This is a genomic window from Mesorhizobium sp. B2-4-13 (assembly GCF_006658535.1).
GTDB lineage: Bacteria > Pseudomonadota > Alphaproteobacteria > Rhizobiales > Rhizobiaceae > Mesorhizobium > Mesorhizobium australicum.
The window spans coordinates 762,787-783,500 of the sequence record NZ_VFVB01000002.1 but is presented as its reverse complement, the minus strand read 5'-3'; the positions used below and the strand labels follow the sequence as shown (position 1 = coordinate 783,500).

The 20,714-nt window shown below is 63.7% G+C and carries 21 protein-coding genes and 2 pseudogenes; 12 read left to right on the top strand and 11 right to left on the bottom strand.

The window, feature by feature from the left end; translation table 11 throughout:
• Positions 1–4 precede the first annotated feature (4 nt).
• Together FJ936_RS07945 and FJ936_RS07940 are read left to right on the top strand one after the other, a co-directional pair.
• A complete protein-coding gene (locus FJ936_RS07945; RefSeq protein ID WP_140787798.1) occupies positions 5–1,066 on the top strand; it encodes a ribose ABC transporter in 1,062 nt (353 codons plus the stop codon).
• Entirely contained in the window at positions 1,059–1,814 is a 756-nt protein-coding gene (locus tag FJ936_RS07940; protein WP_140618990.1) for an ATP-binding cassette domain-containing protein, read from the top strand. The genes FJ936_RS07945 and FJ936_RS07940 overlap by 8 nt, the downstream gene beginning before the upstream one ends.
• Positions 1,815–1,850: 36 nt before the next feature.
• On the opposite strand, the gene FJ936_RS07935 is transcribed toward FJ936_RS07940, so the two are convergent.
• The 5 genes from FJ936_RS07935 to FJ936_RS07915 all read right to left on the bottom strand — a co-directional run bounded on the left by FJ936_RS07935 (position 1,851) and on the right by FJ936_RS07915 (position 7,070).
• Positions 1,851–2,627, bottom strand: coding sequence for an ATP-binding cassette domain-containing protein (locus FJ936_RS07935; protein ID WP_140661654.1), 777 nt, complete (start codon positions 2,625–2,627; stop codon positions 1,851–1,853).
• The gene (locus FJ936_RS07930) at positions 2,624–3,505 is read right to left on the bottom strand and encodes an ABC transporter ATP-binding protein (RefSeq protein ID WP_181171068.1); all 882 of its coding nucleotides are present in this window, start codon (positions 3,503–3,505) and stop codon (positions 2,624–2,626) included. The genes FJ936_RS07935 and FJ936_RS07930 overlap by 4 nt, the downstream gene beginning before the upstream one ends.
• Positions 3,502–4,332, bottom strand: a complete 831-nt coding sequence (locus FJ936_RS07925; RefSeq protein WP_140787800.1) for an ABC transporter permease — start codon at positions 4,330–4,332, stop codon at positions 3,502–3,504. The genes FJ936_RS07930 and FJ936_RS07925 overlap by 4 nt, the downstream gene beginning before the upstream one ends.
• Positions 4,329–5,315, bottom strand: a complete 987-nt coding sequence (locus tag FJ936_RS07920) for an ABC transporter permease (protein WP_140787802.1) — start codon at positions 5,313–5,315, stop codon at positions 4,329–4,331. Before FJ936_RS07920 ends, FJ936_RS07925 begins: the two co-directional genes overlap by 4 nt.
• A 144-nt stretch (positions 5,316–5,459) precedes the next feature.
• Positions 5,460–7,070, bottom strand: a complete 1,611-nt coding sequence (locus FJ936_RS07915) for an ABC transporter substrate-binding protein (protein WP_140787804.1) — start codon at positions 7,068–7,070, stop codon at positions 5,460–5,462.
• Positions 7,071–7,435: 365 nt separating this feature from the next.
• Here FJ936_RS07915 and FJ936_RS07910 point away from each other — a divergent pair, with 365 nt between their 5' ends.
• Entirely contained in the window at positions 7,436–8,626 is a 1,191-nt protein-coding gene (locus tag FJ936_RS07910; RefSeq protein WP_140618981.1) for a Xaa-Pro peptidase family protein, read from the top strand.
• 67 nt (positions 8,627–8,693) lie between these two features.
• Here FJ936_RS07910 and FJ936_RS07905 read toward each other — a convergent pair whose 3' ends face one another.
• From FJ936_RS07905 to FJ936_RS07895, 3 genes are read right to left on the bottom strand one after another with little or no spacing between them, the layout of a single operon-like run.
• Positions 8,694–9,110 (bottom strand): cupin domain-containing protein, encoded by a 417-nt coding sequence (locus tag FJ936_RS07905; protein WP_140661659.1) that lies wholly within the window; start codon positions 9,108–9,110, stop codon positions 8,694–8,696.
• A 5-nt stretch (positions 9,111–9,115) separates the two neighbouring features.
• Positions 9,116–9,973, bottom strand: a complete 858-nt coding sequence (locus FJ936_RS07900) for a phosphoenolpyruvate hydrolase family protein (protein ID WP_015315628.1) — start codon at positions 9,971–9,973, stop codon at positions 9,116–9,118.
• A 9-nt stretch (positions 9,974–9,982) separates the two neighbouring features.
• Positions 9,983–11,179: a Tm-1-like ATP-binding domain-containing protein gene (locus FJ936_RS07895; protein WP_015315629.1), complete on the bottom strand. Its 1,197-nt coding sequence runs from the start codon at positions 11,177–11,179 to the stop codon at positions 9,983–9,985.
• 139 nt (positions 11,180–11,318) lie between these two features.
• Between FJ936_RS07895 and FJ936_RS07890 the strand changes: the two genes are divergently transcribed.
• The 7 genes from FJ936_RS07890 (at position 11,319) to FJ936_RS07860 (ending at position 18,042) form a co-directional block, all read left to right on the top strand.
• Positions 11,319–11,999, top strand: a complete 681-nt coding sequence (locus FJ936_RS07890) for a TetR/AcrR family transcriptional regulator (RefSeq protein WP_140787806.1) — start codon at positions 11,319–11,321, stop codon at positions 11,997–11,999.
• A 360-nt stretch (positions 12,000–12,359) separates the two neighbouring features.
• Positions 12,360–13,676 (top strand): ABC transporter substrate-binding protein, encoded by a 1,317-nt coding sequence (locus FJ936_RS07885; protein WP_015315631.1) that lies wholly within the window; start codon positions 12,360–12,362, stop codon positions 13,674–13,676.
• Between the two features lie 69 nt (positions 13,677–13,745).
• Positions 13,746–14,651: a sugar ABC transporter permease gene (locus FJ936_RS07880; protein WP_015315632.1), complete on the top strand. Its 906-nt coding sequence runs from the start codon at positions 13,746–13,748 to the stop codon at positions 14,649–14,651.
• Position 14,652: 1 nt separating this feature from the next.
• Positions 14,653–15,612, top strand: coding sequence for a carbohydrate ABC transporter permease (locus tag FJ936_RS07875; protein WP_140618971.1), 960 nt, complete (start codon positions 14,653–14,655; stop codon positions 15,610–15,612).
• Positions 15,609–15,839 carry a hypothetical protein gene (locus tag FJ936_RS07870; RefSeq protein WP_015315634.1) on the top strand — a complete coding sequence of 77 codons (231 nt, stop codon included), beginning with the start codon at positions 15,609–15,611 and terminating at the stop codon, positions 15,837–15,839. The genes FJ936_RS07875 and FJ936_RS07870 overlap by 4 nt, the downstream gene beginning before the upstream one ends.
• Positions 15,836–16,939, top strand: a complete 1,104-nt coding sequence (locus tag FJ936_RS07865; protein WP_140618969.1) for an ABC transporter ATP-binding protein — start codon at positions 15,836–15,838, stop codon at positions 16,937–16,939. The genes FJ936_RS07870 and FJ936_RS07865 overlap by 4 nt, the downstream gene beginning before the upstream one ends.
• Positions 16,939–18,042 (top strand): ABC transporter ATP-binding protein, encoded by a 1,104-nt coding sequence (locus tag FJ936_RS07860; protein ID WP_140787808.1) that lies wholly within the window; start codon positions 16,939–16,941, stop codon positions 18,040–18,042. The genes FJ936_RS07865 and FJ936_RS07860 overlap by 1 nt, the downstream gene beginning before the upstream one ends.
• A 7-nt stretch (positions 18,043–18,049) precedes the next feature.
• Here the strand turns inward: FJ936_RS07860 and FJ936_RS07855 are convergent.
• A pseudogene (locus tag FJ936_RS07855) lies at positions 18,050–18,268 on the bottom strand (hypothetical protein); the annotation flags it as partial.
• On the opposite strand from FJ936_RS07855, the pseudogene FJ936_RS07850 reads away from it, so the two are divergent.
• Positions 18,265–18,492: pseudogene (locus tag FJ936_RS07850) on the top strand (MFS transporter); the annotation flags it as partial. The pseudogenes FJ936_RS07855 and FJ936_RS07850 overlap by 4 nt on opposite strands.
• 38 nt (positions 18,493–18,530) lie before the next feature.
• On the opposite strand, the gene FJ936_RS07845 reads toward FJ936_RS07850, so the two are convergent.
• Positions 18,531–18,878 (bottom strand): GFA family protein, encoded by a 348-nt coding sequence (locus tag FJ936_RS07845; RefSeq protein WP_015315637.1) that lies wholly within the window; start codon positions 18,876–18,878, stop codon positions 18,531–18,533.
• A gap of 115 nt (positions 18,879–18,993) precedes the next feature.
• On the opposite strand from FJ936_RS07845, the gene FJ936_RS07840 reads away from it, so the two are divergent.
• Entirely contained in the window at positions 18,994–20,325 is a 1,332-nt protein-coding gene (locus FJ936_RS07840; protein ID WP_141906320.1) for an amidase, read from the top strand.
• On the opposite strand, the gene FJ936_RS07835 is transcribed toward FJ936_RS07840, so the two are convergent.
• The gene (locus FJ936_RS07835; RefSeq protein WP_140787812.1) at positions 20,314–20,703 is read right to left on the bottom strand and encodes a hypothetical protein; all 390 of its coding nucleotides are present in this window, start codon (positions 20,701–20,703) and stop codon (positions 20,314–20,316) included. The two genes, FJ936_RS07840 and FJ936_RS07835, sit on opposite strands and share 12 nt — an antisense overlap.
• Between the last annotated feature and the right edge of the window lie 11 nt (positions 20,704–20,714).

Below are 20,714 nucleotides of genomic sequence, written 5' to 3'. Positions count from 1 at the left end.
ATTCATGACCTCGACATCACCAGCCCAGCCGGCCGAGAAGCATGTCGCCCCCCAGGCCGATCATGGCGATCCGGCCAGGACCCTGATCGGACGCATCGCCGAAGGGCGCGCCTGGTTGTTCCTCGCCGGTCTGATCATCTGTTTCGAGGTATGGTCGAGGTTCGCCTTCGGCGCGACGTTCGTGCTCAACCCGTTCAACCTGCAATCCATCGCAATCTTTGCCATAGCGCCGCTGCTGCTTGCGACCGGACAGACCTTCGTCATCATTTCGGGCGGCATCGATCTGTCGCTGGGGTTCATCATGGGGCTTGCCGCCGTCGTTGCCGCGCATGCCACCAATATGGCGGGCGCCGCCATTCCCTTGCCGCTGGCCATGCTGGCGGGCATCCTCGCCGCGGTGATCGTCGCCGGCTTGCCCGGCATCATCAACGGCCTGCTCATCTCGCGCCTCAGGGTGCCGCCGTTCATCGGCACGCTCGGCATGTTCGGCGTCGCGCGCGGCGTTGCCTTCCTGCTTGCCGGCGGCACGACGGTGCCGGTTCAGAATTCCTGGTTCGCGCTGCTCGGTAATGGCAAGTTCTACGGCGTGCCCTATCTGGTCATGATCGCTGCCGTGTTCGTCATCGTGATGCATTATCTGCTCAGCCAGACACGGTTCGGCCAGCACAATTATGCCATCGGCGCCAATGTGCAGGCGGCGCGGCGCGCCGGCATCGACATCAGGGGCCACATATTGCGGCTCTATGTGCTGTCGGCGATGTGCGCCGGCCTTGGCGGGGCGCTCTACGCGGCGCGCTTCACGGCCGGTGCGGCACAAGCCGGCGAGCCGCTGCTGCTCGACAGCGTCGCGGCGGTCGTCATCGGCGGCGCCAGCCTGTTCGGTGGCTCCGGCACCATCCTGGGCACGGTCGCCGGCGCGCTGGTGATCGCGGTCATCCAGTACGGGCTGGTCTTCGTCAATGTCGCGCCGTTCTGGCAGTTCATCGCCGTTGGCGTCGTCATCATCATTTCCGTGCTCATAGACCAGGCGCAGCGCCGGTTCAGTGGAGGCCGCCAGGATGAATAGCACCGACCAGAACACCCCCTTGCTCGAGGTCCGCAACCTGTCCAAGCATTTCGGCGCCGTGCGCGCGCTCAACGATTTCTCCATGGCAGTGCGGCCGGGCGAAGTGGTGGCGCTGGCCGGCGACAATGGTGCCGGCAAGACGACGCTGATCAAGGCAATCTCGGGCGTGTTCCAGCCGACAGGCGGCGAAATCCTGCTCAGGGGCCAGCCGGTGGCATTCGCGACGCCGCAAGAGGCGCGCGAAAAAGGCATCGAGACGATCTACCAGGATCTGGCTCTCGCCGACAATCTGTCGATCGGCGCCAACATTTTCCTTGGCCGCGAACCGATGCGCAAGGCGTTCGGCTTCCTGCCGGTGCTCGACCGCAAGGCCATGGCCGAGGCGGCCAGGGAGACGATGAAGCGGCTGGATTTCCACGTCAGCCGGATGAACGCCCCGGTCAGCAATTTCTCCGGCGGCCAACGCCAAGCCGTCGCCATCGGCCGCGCTGTCTACTGGGATGCGCAGATCCTCATCATGGACGAACCGACCGCGGCACTTGGCGTGCCGGAACAGCGCAAGGTGATCTCGCTCATCCACCAGCTCAAGGCGCAAGGACGCGGCGTGATCTTCATCTCGCACAATCTGCAGGATATCTTCGCGGTCTCGGACCGCATCGTCGTGCTGCGCCGCGGCGTCCAGGCCGGCGAGCGCAAAATTTCCGAGACCAACCATGACGAGGTCGTCAGGTTGATGGTTGGAGGGTAGGCCGTCCTGTCGGTGTGATCTTGTTCGAAGAGCGGATCATGGTCTGTTTCTGTTCAATTTAGGCGCAGCCGCCACCAGTGCCTTGCCGATGGCCGATCGCGGCGCGTCGATGACGGTTCGGGCATCGCCGCTCTCGGCAATCCGCCCGGCATCGAGAAGGATGACGCGGTGGGCGACCGCCCGGACGACGCCAAGATCATGCGAAATGAAGAGACAGGCGATCCGTTCCTCGCGCTGCAGGTCGAGCAGGAGATCGAGGATCTGGCCGCGCACCGAGACATCGAGCGCCGACACCGCTTCGTCAAGCACGATCAGCGACGGCTTGGTGGCGATGGCGCGGGCAATCGCCACACGCTGCCGCTGACCGCCGGAGATTTCATGGATTGCGCGGGGCGCGAGATCGGCCGCAAGGCCGACCCGCTCCAGCAAGGCGGCGATGCGGCGCGGGCGCTCCGAGCGCGGGGCGACGCCATGAATGCGCAAGGGGTCATCGAGGACGCGCGCCACCGTGGCGCGCGGGTTGAAGGCGGCCAGTGGATCCTGGAACACCATTTGCAGTCGCGCGCGACGGGCTCGAAGTGCCGAGCCGCCCAGAGCCAGGAAATCATCGCCTTCGAATTCAATGCGTCCGCCATCCGGCTCGATCAGGCGCAGCACCAACCGCGCGATGGTCGACTTGCCGCTGCCGGAAGGGCCTGCCAGCGCCAGCGTTTCGCCGGGCTCGATATGAAAGGAGACATCGCTCACCGCAGCAAGGGTCTTGCCGCCGCGACTGTAGCGTTTGGTGAGATTGGACACTGTCAGCAGGCTCATGCATTCAGCCTGCTTCGGTGCAGCAGCGGCTCGGCGTCGAGGTCGACATGGGCGTCGAGCAGCGCGCGGGTATAGGCTTGCGTCGGGGCTTCGACAATCTGCTCGGTCTTGCCAAACTCCACCAACTGGCCGTGGCGGAACACGGCGATGCGTTCGGCAAGCTCGGCGGCGAGTGCAATGTCATGGCTGATGAACAGCAGCGTCATGCCGTCCTCGGCCACAAGCCGTCGAATCAAAGCGACGATCTCGGCCTGCACGATGGTGTCGAGCGCACTGGTCGCCTCGTCGGCGACCAGCAGTTTCGGCCCGGCGGCAATCGCGGCGGCAATCGCCACGCGCTGCTTCTGGCCGCCGGAAAGCTGATGCGGGAAGGCGTGCAGGGCGGAGTCGGGGTCAGGCAAGCGGACGCGTTCGAGAAGGGTTTTGGCTTTGGCATATGCTTGGGCCCATGTGAGGCCGAGATGCGTGCGCGCGACTTCGGCGATTTGTTTGCCGACTGCCATTACCGGATCGAGGCTGGCGGACGGATCCTGGAAGACGAAGCCGATGTCGCGGCCGCCAAGGGAGGCTTGATTGTGACGGTTGAGAGATAGGCGATCCTTCCCACCCCCCTCTATCCTGCCGGAGGGGGGTGCCTTGGCCCCCAACGTTGGCGGTGATCGCATGAACCAGTCGATACTCCCCTCAATCCTGGCGCTCGCCGGCAACAATCCCGCGATCGCCAGCGCCAGCGTGCTCTTGCCCGAACCGCTTTCACCGATGATGGCCAGCCGTTCGCCTGGCTGGATATCGAGAATAATATTCTTCAGCGCGGCGACCTCGCTGCCATCACGGCGGTAGGTCACCGTCAGATCTCGGATCGACGCCAGTACCGTCACGACAGGCCCCTCCGCACGGCCGTCGTCTCGACGATGCCTTCGCCGGCGAGATAGACGCCGAGCACCGTCAGCACCAGCGCAATGCCCGGGACGATCGAGAGGAACGGCGCGGTGCGCAAGACAGCGCGACCTTCCGCGATCATGCCACCCCAGGTGACCCGGTTGGGGTCGCCAAGACCAAGGAAAGACAGGGCTGCTTCGGTGAGGATCGCGGCGGCGACGATCACCGACGACATCGCCAAGATCGGCGGCAAGGCATTGGGCAGCACCTCGCGAAAGGCGATTTCCAGGGGATGCATGCCAATGACACGGGCACTGGCGACATAGTCGCGTTCGCGAATGGAGAGGACTTCCGCGCGGGCGACCCGCGCCGGCCCCGTCCAGGTGCCGAGCGCTATTGCGACGACGACGACGCCGAGCGAGGGCCCAGCCACGCTGACAAAGGCCAGTGCCAGCAGGAAGCCCGGCACGGTCTGGAAAGCATCGGTGACGCGCATCAGCACCTCGTCGATCAGGCCGCCGGCGAAGCCGGCCAGCGTGCCGATCACCGCGCCGAAAGCGAGTGCCGCGGCCGCCGCGGCCAGACCGACGGCCAGCGAGGTACGGGCGCCATGAAACAGCTCGGCCAACACGTCCCGGCCGAGCCGGTCGGTGCCGAGCGGCAGCGACCAGTCCTGGAAAGGCGGCAGCAACGCCGCGCCAGCAATGGCTTGCGGGTCGCCGGGAAACAGCAGCGAGGCCGACAGCGCCATCGCGAAAAGCGCCGCCAGGATGATGGCACCGGCGGCCGCCTCGGGCGTGCGCAGAAAGCGGCGCAGACGGCTCATGCACCGGCCCCGCTGGCGCCGACGCGCGGGTCAAGGAACGCGTAGGCGATGTCGACGACAAGATTGATGACGATGACCAGGACGGCGCTGGTAAGAATGATGCCGAGCAGCAGCGGCGTGTCGCGCGCGGCGACCGCTTCCTGCGCCAGCCGACCAAGGCCGGGCACGGCAAAGACGCTCTCGATGACGACACTGCCGCCCAGCATCTGCGCCGACTGCAGGCCGAGCATGGTGACCAGCGGCAGCAGCGCATTTCGGGCGACATGAGCAAGCACGATGCGGCGGCGCGACAACCCCCGGGCACGGGCGGCCAGCACAAAATCCTGGCGCCAGGCCTCGGCCATGCCGGCGCGCATCATGCGCAGATAAAGCGCCAGATAGATGAAACCGAGTGCGCAAACCGGCAGCACCAGATGGATGGCGATGTCGGCGCCGCGGTCGAGACCGGTCTTGTCCGAGGCCAGCGTCTCGACGCCGCCGATCGGCAGCCAGCGCAGGTCGACGGCGAAGATCACGATCAGCACCAGGCCGAGCCAGAAGCCGGGCACCGCGTAGAGAGCCAGCGAGGCTACGGAGAGAAAACGGTCGCGGAAGCTGCCTGGCCTGGCGCCGGCATAGATGCCGAGCACCGAGCCGAGGCCAAAGGAGAGCGCGGTGGCGCTGACCATCAGGATGAGCGTGGTCGGCAGGCGCTCGAGGATGACGCCCCGGATCGGCCGGGAAAAAGTGACGGACTGGCCAAGATCGAGATGCAGCAGTGCCCAGAGGTAGTTGGCGAGCCGCGTCAGCTCCGACTGGTCGAGGCCCCAGCGGTGGCGCAACAGCTCGATCATGCCGGCGTCGCCGCCGGTCGAGACGATGTACGCGTCGACCGCATCGCCGGGCGCTGCTTCTAGCAAAAGGAAAGTGCCGATGGCGACGATCAAAAGCACGAAGATGCTGCCGACGAGGCGACGGCGCAGGAGGACGAGGGCGCGATTCATGCGGACCTCGAATGCGCGATAAGGGACATAACGAAATGTCGAGCCCAGGCGCGCCCCTCTGTCCTGCCGGACATCTCCCCCTCAAGGAGGGGGATTGGCTGCTGCCGACGGCTTTCCTCGCGAATTCTCATCCGCGTGAGTGTGTCACGATTCCAAATATGTGTCCGCCCAGTTCGAGACCGCCCAGCGCGGGTTGTTGGCGATGTTGCCGACCTTGTCACTGGCGACGCTGATAAAACTCCATTCGGCGACGTTGATCAGCGGCAGGTCGGCCGCGACCTGTTTCTGGAACTCCTTGTAGAGGTCGGTGCGCGCCGTGGTGTCGAGCGTTTCGGAGGCCTTGGTGATCAGGGCGTCGAGCGCGTCATTCTTGTAGCCGCCCTGATTGGAAAACGGCACGCCATCGGGAATGCCGCTCTGCACCAGGATGGTGGTCGAGATCGCCGGGTCGCCGCGGAAAACCGGCGGACCGACCGCAAGGTCGAAGGCGTGGTCGGTATAGACCGCCTTGATGTGGGCGGCCGAGTCGTTGTTGACCAGCTGCGCGTCGATGCCTATTGCCGCGAGCGCCTGGCGCAGGTAGTCGCCGAACTGTTTCGTCTCATTGAAATAGGGGGCAGGCAAGAGCCTGAGCGAGAAGCGGTTGCCGTCGGCGCCTTTCTTATAACCAGCTTCGTCGAGCAGCGCGTTGGCCTTGGCGACGTCGAAGGCATAGATCGGCACGTCGGCGGTGTAGAATTGCGGATCGTTCTTCGGCACCGGGCCGGTGGCCGTGGCGGCGTAGCCGAGGAACACTGTCTTGACGACGAAGTCCTTGTCGATGGCGTGCGCGATGGCCTGGCGCACCTTGAGGTCGGCCAATTCCTTGCGGCGATGGTTGATCTCGACCACGAGCTGGTAGGTCAGACCCTCATAGCCCCTGGTGATGACCTTCAGGCCGGGAACCTTGGAGATGCGGTCGAGATCGGCCAGCGGCACGGCCGAGAAAGCCGCGAGTTGGATTTCCTCGGCCTCCAGCGCGGCGGCGGCCGAGGTACGGTCGGGCAGGACCTGATAGATGATCTCGTCAAGATAGGGCTCGTCCTTGCCCCAGTAGTCGGCGTTCTTCGTCAGCCGGTAGTACTGGCCGGCCTTATACTCGCCGAACTTGAACGGACCCGTACCGATCGGTGCGTTGTTGGCGGGGTTGTCCTCGATCTTGCCGACTTCGTAGATGTGCTTCGGCACCACGCTCGACAGCGCCGGCAAGGCGTTGCGGATCAGCTGGAACGGCGTCGGCTTGGCGAATTTGAATACGGCGGTCAGATCGTCTGGCGTGTCGACCGTGCTGAGGTCCTTGAACACGGTGCGGCCGAGATTCTGCAGCGGCTTCCATATCTGCAGCGCCGAGAAGGCGACGTCGGCCGAGGTGAACGGCTTGCCGTCATGCCATTTGACTCCTTCGCGCAGCTTGAAGGTCGCCAAGAGACCGTCGGCGGCACCTTCCCAGCTCACCGCCAGCCGAGGCGCGAGCCCGTCCTTGCCGTCGAAGGAGGCTTCGGCCAGCGTCTCGACGATCTTGCTGGAGATGAAGAAAACGCCGTTGGAGGCGACGATCGCCGGGTTGAGATTGCGCGGCTCGGAATCGGCGGCAAGCACGAGCCGTCCGCCTTTCTTTGGCGTCTGCGTCCAGCCCAGGGCCGGCATGGCGGTGGACGCCAGCAGCATTGCCGACCCGGTAAGCACGGTGCGTCTGGAAATGGTGAAACCTGACATGATCGAACTCCGTCCTCTCCTCCACCCGACCGGGCGCGGCCTCGAACGCCGGCGCGCGCATCGGCATCCTTGCGGCGGGATTATGGGCCTTGCCGAGGGTTTCGCCAGAGACGGAATTGGCGCATCCTTGCTTGGCTTTGAAATTTCCGTCCGCTGGACCAGTTTAGCACAAGTCCAGTCAATTCGGTTGGCTGGTAGGACCAGATTTCCGGATATGTGGACAAATGACGCTTTGGTGACCATCCCAGCGCTGTCTTCGTAACATTCTGGCTGGACCAGAGCGAGAAAAATGGTGCAGATTTGATCGCGAGCCGGCGGATCGGGTGCGAAACAGCGCCGATCCCGGGCAATTCAGGGAGAGAGTGATGAACATTGCGCCGGGCAAGAGTGCCGTCAGTGATATCCCGTTCGAGCAGGCCAGGGTCGACCGGCTGATGGAGGAGGCCGGCATCGACGTGCTGCTCGCGACCTCCAAGCACAACACGCAGTATCTGCTGGGCGGCTACAAGTTCATCTTCTTCGCCGCCATGGATGCGATCGGCCACAGCCGCTATTTGCCGATCGTGGTCTACGAGAAGGGCGGGCCGGATCATGCAGCCTATATCGGCAACCGCATGGAAGGCGGCGAGCACCAGAACCACCCGTTCTGGACGCCGACGCTGCATGCCGCCTGCTGGGGTACCCTCGACGCCGCCAATCTTGCCGTCGAGCATGTCAGGAAGATCGGCAAGGGCGATGCCCGCATCGGTATCGAGCCCGGTTTCCTGCCGTCGGACGCCTATGCGCTGATCCGCAAGGCATTGCCCGACGCGAAGCTGATCGATGCGACTGACATGCTGGAACGCATGCGTGCCATCAAGACCGACGCGGAGTTGGAGAAGCTGCGCACGGCCTCCGAGCTGATCACCGATTCCATGCTGGCGACCATCGCCTGGGCGCGCGAGGGCACGACCAAGGCCGAGATGATCGAGCAGATCAGGCGCGAAGAGACCAATCGCGGTGCGCATTTCGAATATTGCCTGCTCACGCTGGGCTCCAGCCACAATCGCGCCACCTCCCCGCAAGCGTGGAAGAAGGGCGAGGTGCTGTCGATCGATTCCGGCGGCAATTATCACGGTTATATTGGCGATCTCTGCAGGATGGGCATTCTGGGCGAACCCGATGCCGAGCTCGAGGATCTGCTGGCCGAGGTCGAGACGGTGCAGCAGGCGGCCTTCTCGAAGGTGAAGGCGGGCACGCTTGGCGGCGACATGATTTCTCATGCGGAGAGTGTGCTGAAGACATCCAAGGTCGCGCCCTATACGGATTTCTTCGCCCACGGCATGGGCCTGATCACGCACGAGGCGCCGTTCCTGATGACCAACCACCCAGTGACTTATGAAGGCACCTATGCGGCCAAGCCGCTGGAGAAAAACATGGTGCTGTCGGTGGAGACCACCATGCTTCACCCGACGCGCGGCTTCATCAAGCTGGAGGATACGCTGGCGGTGACCGAGAGCGGGTACGTGATGTTTGGCGATCGGGGCCGGGGATGGAATAGGGGTGGGACGGCCTAATTTTGGAGGCAGGCGCTGCCCCTCATCCGCCCTTCGGGGCGGCGCTGCCTCTAGTAGAATAGATTGATCAACTGCCTGGCGGGATCAGCCTGAAATCCGGCAGTTCGCGCAGGCCCAGTTCCGGCCCGGCCGGCGAATAGACGACGAACAGCTGCATGGGCCCGTCGCCGGTGTTGAGCGTCGAATGGAAGCGGCTTTCCGGCACGTAAATGGTGCAGCCGGGGCCGACCTTCTCCACCACTGGATTGCCCTTCTCATCCTCGACCATCTGCTCGCCATGGCCCGAGATGACGAAGATAATCTCTTCCGCGCCCGGATGGTTGTGGCGGGTATGGCCCTTGCCTGAGGGCAGGTCGACGACGCCGCCGGAAAAGCGGGTCGCGCCGTTCACTTCAGGTGCCACCGTCAAAGACAGTTTTCCCCAGTCGAAGCCGAAGGCGCTGACGTCCTTCGGGTAGACAAACACCTTGCTCCTGTCGGTCATCTCTCTCATCCCTTCTTGTTCTTTGCGGCGGCGCCGAGCGTCACCGCCTTGAAATCCGCCGTCTGCCCGGCGATCGCGGCTTCCGCCGGCAGCCGTTCCATCGAGCTCGCGCCATAAAAGCCGTGCAGGCCCTTGGCGTGGGAGAGGATGTAGCGGGCGTCGTCGGGCATCGAGATCGGGCCGCCATGGCAAAGCAGGATGACATCGTTGCGCACCGAGCGCGCCGCCTCGGCAATGGCGTCGATGGCAATGACGCAGTCGTCGAGCGACTTGGCCGAGGTGGCGCCGATCGAGCCGCCGGTGGTCACGCCCATATGGGCGACGACGACATCGGCGCCCGCCTTGGTCATGGCGCGTGCTTCTTCGGGGTTGAAGACATAGGGCGTGGTCAGGAGGTCGAGCTTGTGTGCCTCGGCGATCATGTCCACCTCTAGGCCGAAGCCCATGCCGGTCTCTTCGAAACTCTGCCGCATCTGGCCGTCGAACAGGCCGATGGTGGGAAAGTTCTGAACGCCGGAAAAGCCCATCGTCTTCAGTTCCGCCAGCAGCAGCGGCATGATGACGAAGGGATCGGTGCCGTTGACGCCGGCCAGCACCGGCGTCTTCTTAACCACCGGCAGCACCTCATAGGCCATCTCCTTGACGATCTCGTTGGCGTTGCCATAGGCGAGCAGGCCGGCGGCCGAGCCGCGACCAGCCATGCGGTAGCGGCCGGAATTGTAGATGATGATGAGGTCGATGCCGCCGGCCTCCTCGGCCTTGGCCGACAGGCCGGTGCCGGCGCCGCCACCGACGATCGGCACGCCTTTGTCGATCATTCCCCGGAACTTTTTCAGTATGTCCTTGCGCGGTATGGCTGGCATGTCTGGGTCTCACTGTCTGGCGATGTCGAGAAAGGCCGCGACCGCCGCCTTGGCAAAGTCCGGATCGTTGATGTGCAGCGGCAGGCGGGTGACGCGGCGCGTCGCACCCGGCCTGATGGTGCGCTCGACGGCTTCGAACAGAGCTGCGTCGGCTTCCGGATCGAAGAAGGCGCCGCCTTCGATGTCGAGCGCGGAAACGCCTTTTTCCGGGATCAGGAAATGCACCGGGCCTTCGCAATGGGCGAGCCTTGTGCCGATCCATTCGCCGATCGCGCGGCATTCCCGCGCGGTCGTGCGCATCAGCGTGACGTTCGGATTGTGCTCGTAGAACAGCCGGCCACGATAATGCTCCGGAATGGTCGATGGCGCCCAGAAATTGACCATGTCGAGCGCGCCGACCGAGCCGACATAGGGTAGCTTGGTACGGGCAATGGCACCGAAACGATCCTGCGTCGCCGGCAGCACGCCGCCGAACAGCAGGTCGCAGACCTCCGTCGTGGTGATGTCGATGACACCCGACAGCAGGCCGCTGTCGGCCAGCTTCTCCATGCTGCGGCCGCCGGTGCCGGTGGCATGGAAGACCATGCAATCATAAGTCGAGCGGAGGTGTTCAGCGATTGCCGTCACGCAAGGCGTGGTGACGCCGAACATGGTGAGGCCGATCGAGGCCTTGCCGTCCGCTGCAGGCGCCGGATTGACCGCCATGCCCGCTATCGCCTGGGCGGCGTTGTGCAGCACGACACGAGACAGCCGGTTGAGGCCGGCCATGTCGGTCACCGATGGCATCATGATGATGTCGGACACGTCCACATAGGGGGCGGTGTCGCCCGAGGCCAGCGTGGAGACCATGAGCTTGGGCAGACCGAGCGGCAGCGCGCGCATGCCCGCTGTGATGATCGAGGTGCCCCCGCCGCCGCCAATGCCGATGATGCCCGATATGTCGTCGCGGGACTGGACAAAGCGCGTGAAGGCCCCAGCCATTGCCGCAACCGATCTGCCGCGGTCGTCGATGCCGAGCACCGCACCGCGGCCATCGGGATGATGGGCGGCGACCTCTTCAGCCGAGACGTCGACCGGCACGGTCGCGCCTCGCGTGCCGACATCGACACGGCAGACGACGGCACCCGTCGCGGCGATCGCATCGGCCAGGAAGGCGAGTTCCTCGCCCTTGGTGTCGGCGGTGCCCACCACATGGATGCGCTTCATCCGCGCCTCCCTCTGCTGGTTGGTTCGAAGGTGGTGATGCTCGTCAGATGAAAGCTTTGTGCGCCGTAGAGCGTCAACGTGGCCACTCCAGGAAAAGGGCTGCCATTGCAAATTTTTGAGACGCGCGTATCGTATTGGCATGGATGTCTCACGTCAACAACCAGCAACAGACGACAACGCCGGGGAGAGAGCCGAGCGCGGACCGCGGGCGCGGACAAAGCGGCTGATGCTGGAGACGGCCACGCGGCTGATGCAGGCGGGTGGGACGCCTTCGGTCAGCGAGGTGGCGGAGGCAGCCGAGGTCTCCCGGGCCACGGCCTACCGCTATTTCCCCAGCCAGGCAGCCCTGGTGCAGGCTGTCGTCGACGAGGGGCTGGGGCCAATCCTGACCTGGAAGTCCACCGCCGCCGATGCCGAGCGCCGCGTCGCCCAACTGTTCGATACGGCCATGCCCCGCATCGAGGCTTTCGAGGCCACGTTCAAGGCTGCGTTGAAGCTGTCGCTCGATCAATGGGCGAGGCGCCAGGCGGGCACGTTGGGCGGAGAGCCGGCCTTCACGCGCGGCCATCGCGTCGAATTGCTGAAGGAGGCGCTGACGCCGCTCAAGGGCCGCTTGCCGCCGCGCGACTTCAAGCGGCTGGCGCAGGCGCTGTCGCTGATCTTCGGCGTGGAGGTGCTGATCGTGCTCAAGGATATATGGGGCCTGGACAGCCGCCGGATGATGTCGGTGGCGCAATGGGCGGCGAGTGCGCTGGTGCGCACGGCAATCGCGGAGTCGGCTTATGGTGGTGATGAGTCCGCTTCAGGAGCGGCGAAATAGCCCCAATCTGGTTCGACCAGATTTGCCTGCGTACCGCTGATCCTAACCCAAAATGCGGTCATGGGGCAAGGTCAATGTATATCGTTGAGTAGGAAAATCATGGGAAAACAGGCAGATAAAGCTTTGATTCGACAGTAACGACCCATGCCGGCTTTCAAGAAAGGGCTTGACGTCGCCGCAGGATTGGTAATACCAGATCAAGGAAGATAAGCGGATCGAAAGTGAGGGCTGCGATCCATTTCCGGACAGAGCGAGGAGGCTCCGAATTCGGAAAAGCGCGACCACGGGAGGAACTACCAGGGCCGGCTCCGTCGCTGGCTCGTACGACAAGGTAGAATGCGCACAAGGGAGGAAATCATTATGCGCAAGTTAGTGACCAGCATGCTTGCTGGTATCGGCTTAACGCTTGCCTGCGGAACGTCCGTCTACGCGCAGGAAAAGTCGCTCACCATCTTCTGGGCGGAATGGGATCCGGCCAATTACCTGCAGGAACTCGGCAACGAGTACGAGAAGGAAACCGGCGTCAAGATCACGGTGGAGACCACGCCCTGGTCCGACTTCCAGACCAAGGCATTTACCGAGTTCAACGCCCATGGCGACGCCTATGACCTGGTCGTCGGCGACTCGCAGTGGCTCGGCGCCGGCTCCACCGGCGGCCACTACGTCGACCTGACCGACTTCTTCAAGAAGCATGATCTCGGCAACGTCATGGCGCCGGCGACGGTGAAATATTATGCCGAGTATCCCGGCAACAGCGGCAAATACTGGGCGATCCCGCTTGAGGGCGACGCCGTCGGCTGGTCCTATCGCAAGGATTGGTTCGAGGATCCCAAGGAAAAGGAAGCCTTCAAAGCCAAATACGGCTACGACCTCGACGTGCCGAAGGATTTCAAGGCGCTGCGCGACATCGCCGAGTTCTTCCACCGGCCGGATCAGAAGAGATACGGCATCGCCATCTACACCGACAATTCCTACGACGCGATGGCGATGGGCTTTGAGAACGCGCTGTTCTCCTATGGCGGTGAGCTGGGCGATTACACGACCTACAAGGTTGACGGTCACATCAACTCCGACAAGGCGGTGGCCGCGCTCGATGCTTACAAGGAGCTCTACAAGTTCACGCCTCCGGGCTGGGCCAAATCGTTCTTCGTCGAGGACAACCAGGCAATCACGGAAAACCTGGCCGCGATGAGCATGAACTTCTTCGCGTTCTTCCCCTCGCTGATCAACGAAGCGTCGAACCCGAATGCCAAGAACACCGGCTTCTTCGCCAACCCTCCCGGCCCAAATGGCGACCAGTTCGCCGCACTCGGCGGGCAAGGCATCTCCGTCATCTCGTACTCGAAGAAGCAGGACGAGGCGATGAAGTTCCTCGAATGGTTCATCAAGGACGAGACCCAGAAGAAGTGGGCGGCCCTTGGCGGCTATACCTGCAGCCAGGCGGTGCTCAAGTCGCCTGAGTTCCAGAACGCCACACCCTACAACAAGGCCTTCTACGAGACCATGTTCAAGGTGAAGGATTTCTGGGCAGTGCCGGAATACGCAGAGCTGCTGCAGCAGCTCAACCAGCGCGTCTACCCCTACATGATCGGCGGCAGCGGCACCGCCAAGGAAACGCTGGACGCATTGGCTGGAGACTGGAACGCGACCTTCAAGAAATACGGCCGCGTCCAATAATCCTTCATGTCCCGCGGAGGGGGCGGTGTCGCCTCCTCCGTTTCTTTTTCTTGAACCGGGAGCAGGGTCTTGGCGACCACGATGATCACCACCCTCGACAGATCCTCGCGCGCCGCGGCACGCGGCCTAAGCGATATCTCCATCCGCAATCTCTTCATCATCCCGACGGTTCTGTTCCTGATCGTCTTCAACATTTTTCCGCTGATCTACTCGCTCGGCTATTCCTTCACCGACTTCCGCGCGTCGACCAACGCGCCGGCGAATTTCGTCGGGCTGCAGAATTATCGCGACCTGCTCAACGACCCTTATGTCTGGTCGAACTTCGCCATCACGGCGAAATACGTGATTGTCTCGGTCGTCGGACAGCTGCTTGTCGGCTTCGGCGTGGCGATGCTGCTCAACCGGGACATTCCGCTCAAGGGTCTTATCACCACGCTGCTGCTGCTGCCGATGATGCTGTCGATGGCGGTGGTCGGGCTGTTCTGGAAACTGCTTTACGACCCGTCATGGGGGGTTATCAACTATGCGCTCGGGCTCGGCAATTTCGAGTGGCTGGCCGACCCCAAGATGGCGCTCTACGCTGTTGCGTTGACCGACATCTGGATGTGGTCGCCCTTCGTCATGCTGCTGTCGCTGGCCGGGCTGTCGGCGGTGCCGAAGCATCTCTATGAGGCCGCCGCGATCGACCGCGCCGGGCCGTTCTACACGTTCTTCCGCATCACCCTGCCGCTGGTCGCGCCGATCCTGATGATCGCCGTCATCTTCCGCACCATGGAAGCCTTCAAGACCTTCGATCTCGCCTACATCCTGACCAGCCAGCCGACGGCCGAGCTGATCTCGATCCGGCTCTACAAGATGGCGTTCCAGGAATGGCAGACCGGGCGCTCCTGCGCGATGGCCTACATCGTGCTGATCATGGTGCTGGCGATCACCAACATCTACGTCAAATATCTCAACAAGGTGAAGGAGCGCTGAGATGGCCGCCGTCCGCACTTCTTCCGAAATCACCTTCAACCGCGTCGCCATAGTCGCCGTGCTGCTGGTGACGATCATCTTCCTGGCGCCGATCTACTGGATCGCCTCGACGGCGTTCAAGCCGCGCAATCTTGCCACTACGATTCCGCCGACCGTTGTCTTCCAGCCGGAGATATCGCCGTTCGTGAAGCTGTTCACCAAGCGCTCTCAATTGCGCAGTCCGCCGTCGCCGGAAGAGTACGCGGCGGCCCCATGGTGGGAGCGCGTCGTCTTCGACGGTGGCGAAAAGATCGTGCGCGACGGCAAGGGCCAGGTGCAGTGGTCGGGCTATCCGAGCCGCTTCCTGAACTCGCTGATCATCGCCATCACCTCGACGGTGCTGGCCGTCGGCATGGGCACGTTCACCGCCTATGGCTTCTCGCGCTTCAGGGTGAAGGGGGAGGCGGACCTGCTCTTTTTCATCCTGTCGACACGCATGCTGCCACCGGTGGTGGTCGCGATCCCGATGTTCCTGATGTACCGCGCGGTCGGCCTCAACGATACCCACGTCGGGCTGATCATTCTCTACACCGCCTTCAACCTGTCCTTCTCGGTGTGGCTGATGAAGGGTTTCATGGATGAAATCCCGAAGGAATATGAGGAGGCGGCACTGGTCGACGGCTACACACGCATGGAAGCCTTCTTCAAGATCGTGCTGCCGGAGGCCGCCACCGGCATCGCCGCCACCGCTGTCTTCTGCTTCATCACGGCGTGGAACGAATACGCGTTCGCGCTGATCATGACCAACCGCCGCGCCCAGACGGCGCCGCCCTTCATCCCGAGCCAGGTCGGCTCGGGCCTGCCGGACTGGACTGTGATCGCCGCCGGCACCTTCCTGTTCCTGCTGCCGGTCGCCATCTTCACCTTCCTGCTCCGCAACCATCTGTTGCGCGGCATGTCCTTCGGAGCGATCCGCAAATGAGCTTTCGCGCCATCAATCAGAAATATCTGGAACCGGGTTCACAGATCCTCATGGTGCTCGGCATCGTGGCCCTCTGCCAGCCCTGGAACATGACCCTGCACACCTACGGCCTGACCATCATCCTGATCGGGCTGATCGGCTTCAACATCACCTCGAAGATCGCACCCGAGGAACAGGCCGGCACCGGTCATGCCGGGGACGCGCGAAATCCGGGAGCACAGCATTGACCCAGATCGAGCTTCGCGGCGTCCAGAAATTCTTTGGTGCCGTCCAGGTCATCAAGGATCTCAACCTCAAGATCGCGGACAATGAGTTCATCGTCCTGCTCGGCCAGTCCGGTTGCGGCAAGACGACGACGTTGCGCGCCATCGCCGGACTGGAAACCATCGACGAGGGCGACATCCTCATCGACGGCAAGCCGGTCCAGCATCTGAAGGCAGCCGACCGCGACATCGCCATGGTGTTCCAGTCATTCTCGCTCTACCCGCATATGAGCGTCTACGAGAACATCGCCTTTCCGTTGCGCGCCACGCGCAAGAGCAAAAGCGAGATCGACCAGGAAGTGCGCTCGGTCGCCAAGACGCTGCAGATAACGGATCTGCTGGCGAAGAAGCCGTCGGCGCTTTCGGGCGGCGACATGCAGCGCGTTGCGATCGGCCGGGCGCTGGTGCGGCGGCCGAAGGCGATGCTGATGGATGAGCCGATCGGCGCGCTCGACGCCAAATTGCGCGAGGAGATGCGGGCCGAGATCAAGCGGCTGCATATCAAGCAGGGCTCGACCACCATCTATGTCACGCACGACCAGATCGAGGCGATGAGCCTCGCCGACCGTATCGTCATCATGCATGAGGGCGTGCTGCAGCAGGTGGGAACGCCCGACGAGGTCTATTCGCGGCCGGCCAATCTGTTCGTGGCCCAATTCGTCGGCAGTCCGGTGATGAATGTCGCCGACGCGGCGGTTGCCGAAACAACGTCATCGGCCTCGGTCACCGTTGGTGGCGCGGCTTCCGGCTTCGAGTTTCCGCGGGCGCTGCTGTCGAAACTCAACGGCCACGCTAGCGGCCAACTCGCACTTGGCATCCGGCCGGAAGGCGTCCTCATTCGTCGTGACGCGGCCGATGGCTTTATGGCCGTCGAGACGCAGATCGTCGAACCGCTCGGCTCCTTCGACATCGTCGACCTCAAGGTTGGCTCGAAAATGCTGCGGGCCCGCACCAAGAGCGGCTTCGTTGCCGGACCGGGCGAGAAGGTGTTTGCCCGAATCGATCCGACCCAGGCGCATTTCTTCGACAAGGCAAGCGGCAAGTCGCTTGAGGTGAGGCTCTGATGGCCCATATCCAGCTCAAGAACATCTCCAAGACTTTCGGCAACCACACGGCCTTGACCGGGCTCGACCTCGACATCGCCGATGGCGAATTCTTTGTCCTGCTCGGCGAGACGGGCGCCGGCAAGACGACGACGCTGCGGCTGATCGCCGGCCTGGAGAAGCCGAGCGAGGGGCAGGTCTTCATCGACGGCGTCGACGTCGCCGACTGGGGTGCGGCCGAGCGCGACGTGGCGCTGGTGCTGCAGCAATATTCGCTCTACCCGCGCTACACGGTGCGCGAAAACCTCGAATTTCCGCTGAAGCCGAAGATCCGCCGGCTGCCGGATGCCGAGATCAAGGACCGCGTCGACCGCGCCGCCCGCACGCTGCGGATCGAGCATCTGCTCGATCGCAAGACCGACCGCCTGTCCGGCGGCGAGATGCAGCGCGTCTCCATCGGCCGTGCCATCGTGCGCAAGCCGCGCGTGTTCCTGATGGACGAGCCGCTGTCGGCGCTCGACGCCAAATTGCGCGAGGCGCTCCGCACCGAATTGAAGAACCTGCAGATACAGCTTGGCGCCACCTTCCTGTTCGTGACCCACGACCAGATCGAGGCGATGTCGATGGGCGACAAGGTCGGCGTGCTCAACCATGGCCGCATCATCCAGACCGGCACGCCGCACGAGATCTACAACAATCCGCGCGACACCTATGTGGCGAGCTTCGTCGGCTCGCCGCCGATGAACCTCATCGACGGCAGGCTGGTTAACGGCCGCGCGGTGATGGCGCCATTGAATTTCGAACTGCCCTTCGCGGGGGCGGCCAAGATTTTTACGGGGGCTGGGGCGAGTGCGGCGACCGACGGTCGCCCGCTCGTCTTCGGCATTCGTCCGGAGGATGTCTATCTGGAAAGCGGCGCACCGGTCGAGGCGCGTGTCCACGACGTCGAGAACCATGGCGTGGAAAAGATCCTGACGCTGCGGGTCGGCGATACAACGCTTCGCGCCACGGTGCCGGCCAGGACCGATGTCGCGGTCGAGCAACCGGTGCGCTTTGCCTGGAATCCCGACAAGGTGGTGCTGTTCGACAAGGGCAGTGGTGTCAGCCTGCGGCACGCGTCATAGGGCGCGGCTATTTCGGCAGGTAGGTCTCGTAAGGCGTGTCGTTGATCAGCAGGATCACGCATTCCGTCTCCGAGAGGCAGGCGTCGTCATGCATCTCATTGGCTTTCTGGGTCCAGTAGGATTCAGACGGCAGTTCGCCCTTGGTCGCTTCACCGCCAGTTGCCGGGACTTTCAGCAAGGTTCCGGCAGCGCCTTTGGCCCTTTCGCCCCACAGTGATCCCAAGCGTGCCGCTAGAGCTGCAGAGCTGGCTGGTGCGGGCAGCGCCCGACCAGGCTGAAAGCGCCGGTGGCCTGATGGTGGCGACCTTCCAGGTAGCGATTGCGATGGGCGCCGTCTTCGGCGGGCTGCTGGTCGACCATGCCGGTGTCGGCAGCGCGTTTGCCTATTGCGGCGCCGCGACGCTGCTGGCGGCCATCGCGGTGTTCCTGCGCGGCCCAAAGGCCGAATAGTCTCTCGCAACGGCCACCGATAGGGGATGATGGGAAGCTTAGACGGCCCGCCCGTCGAACTCGAAGATCGACAAGGTGGACGGGTCGGGACCGATGACGCAATTGATGTTGATGTAGGCGCTGCGTTCGCCGCCTTCGCTGGTGTCCTCGGCAAAAGGATGGATGCCGCAGGTTCGGCAGAAGCGGTGCGCTATCTTCGTTTCGCCGAATGTGTAGCGGCCGAGGTCATCGCCCCAGGCGACGAGCGTAAGCTTGTCGTGTGGCACGGCCCATAGCAGCGCACCCTTGCGGGCGCAGATCGAGCAATTGCAGCGCACGACGCCCTCAAGTTCGCCCTCCACCTCGAACGCAACCTTGCCGCAATGGCAGCTGCCTTTGTACAGCATCAGTATCTTCCTGTCGCTGGCAGGTGCAAAGGCACGCTGGCCGGGTTATCCCTTCTGCAGTCCCAACGGCTGCTTGCCTTAAAGACGTTCCATCCTGGCGGAGTCCGACACCAACATGCAACCAATCCGCGACCGCCTCGAAATCATCCTGTCACGTCTTGCCAACCGTGCGGCGGACGAGAAGGTCTTTACGAAGCTCTATGCCGAAGCGGCGCGGGTCGCGGCTGACGCCAGCGATGCCCGCAAAAGAGTGGGCGTGACACTCGGCCCGCTCGACGGCACCATTGTCTCGATCAAGGACCTGTTCGATGTCGCCGGCGAGCCGACCACGGCCGGGTCGCTGATGCGCAAGACCGCCGCGCCGGCACAGCGCGACGCCGCCATCGTCAGCCGGCTTCGGCAAGCCGGTGCGGTCGTCATCGGCAAGACCAACATGACCGAGTTCGCCTTCACCGCGATCGGCGACAACATGCATTACGGCACGCCAGGCAACGCCGTTGATGCCAGCCGCATTCCAGGCGGGTCGTCCTCGGGCGCCGGCGTGTCCGTGGGCGAGGGGACGAGCGACATCTCGATCGGCTCCGACACCGGCGGCTCGATCCGCATTCCGGCGGCGCTCAACGGCGTCGTCGGTTTCAAGCCGACTGCACGGCGCGTCCCGCTCTCTGGCACCTTTCCGCTTTCGGGCACTTTGGACTCGGTCGGACCGCTTGCCCGAACCGTCTCGATATGCGCCGCCGCCGACGCGGTGATGGCCGGCGAAGCGCTGAAGGAGTTGGTGGCCATTCCACTCGCCGGGCTTCGCATCGGCATTCCGCGCGGCGTTCTTTTCGGCGACACGGAAGGCGAGGTTGGATCCGCCTTCGAGTATTGTCTTGGCAAGATCGAACAGGCTGGCGCACACATTACGGATCTGTCGATCGACGACATGATCGCGGATCTACGCGCGGCCACCAGGCGCGGATCGATCGCGGCGATGGAGGGCGCGGAAGTGCATGCCGACTGGCTGGCGACAGGCGCATCCGTGCCGGTCGACCCGCATGTCAGCGGGCCATTGTCGCGGGCGGCGCTGCTGCCGACGCCGGTCTATATCAGGGCGCTCCGCCGCCGTGCCGCGCTGGCCGCCGCCATGGATGAGCGGCTGGCATCGGTTGACGTGCTGGCGTTGCCAGCCACACCGGTGACGGCGCCGGCCATCGCTTCCATGGCCGAGGATGCAGAGTTGCGTGATCGCACCGAAGGCCTGCTGCTGCGCAACACCCAGGTCGCCAACCAGTTCGACCTTTGCGCGATCTCGTTGCCGATGCCGGGGCCATCGCTGCCAATGGGGCTGATGCTCGTGGCGCGCAATGGCCATGACCGGCATCTGCTGCGGATCGCCGTGTCGGTGGAGAGGCTGCTGGGGGTTGATCGGCAGCGAGTCGCGGATGACGGATCAGTGCGATGAACAGTGCTTGCGTTCGCCGTCCTTGGCGGTGCGCACGATGCGGGTCGCGACCAGCCAAGGCAGGCTGTATTCCTTGCCGGTGAAGGTCTGGATGCGGTGCTCGATCGAGCCCCTGACGACGATCTTTCCGCTATAAAGCACGTCGGACTGGGCCGTTATCGCCTCGTCGGCCTGCGGCAATCCGCTGGTGTCGATCGACGCGCCCTTGGTGATGGTGCCGGTGGCAAGGTCGAGCGCGCTGTTCGACGGGCAGGGCGCCTTGAAGCAGCGTAGTCCGTTGTCGCAATAGACATAGCTGCTCTCGGCCGCTGCGAATGCCGGCAAGGTGCAGATGGACGAAGTTGCGACAATCAGAACTGCAAGGCGAAGACCGGACATGGCTCGCAACG